Below are 519 nucleotides of genomic sequence, written 5' to 3'. Positions count from 1 at the left end.
TTTGTAGCAAAGTGTTACGTGATGTTTGATACGTGTTTCAAACTTAAAGACACACGTAAATACCGATCATTCATTGATCAATTTCGATATCTATATCAATACCTTACACAGGCGATGCGATAAAACTTTCAGGTGCCTAGACTTCAACTTTTAGCCCTAATGACGAAGTAACACTGGAAAAAATAAGATAAGGCTAGGCAATACAAGTCGGACAACAAAGCTTTGCCGATCAGCCTTTGAAGAAAGAATTTTTCAGATAAGATTTTGATCGTGCAGTACAACAAAAAAAGGCGCCCCAAGGCGCCTTTTATATGTTTCTCTACAACTAGTGCTTAGTTGTATACAACAGAAACATCGTAATCGATTGAGGTCGCAGTAGCTGCCGCTGCCGCTGCAGTCGTTGCATTATCAACTGTCAAAGTACCACCAAGCGTCAACTGGTGAGCTGCCTGTAGCGTAACACCTGTAAGAGATAGTGCCGCTTCACCGTTGTCGATCATTGCTGGTACGAAAGTCATA

General features: G+C 41.4%; 1 protein-coding gene. It reads right to left on the bottom strand.

Going from position 1 to position 519, the window contains the following annotated elements:
• Positions 1 to 332: 332 nt before the first annotated feature.
• Positions 333 to 519: hypothetical protein (locus A3738_RS31100; protein ID WP_197473838.1), on the bottom strand; the 187-nt coding region annotated here is incomplete at its 5' end.

The sequence above is a fragment of the Oleiphilus sp. HI0066 genome, assembly GCF_001635725.1.
This window is presented reverse-complemented; position numbering and strand designations above follow the sequence as displayed.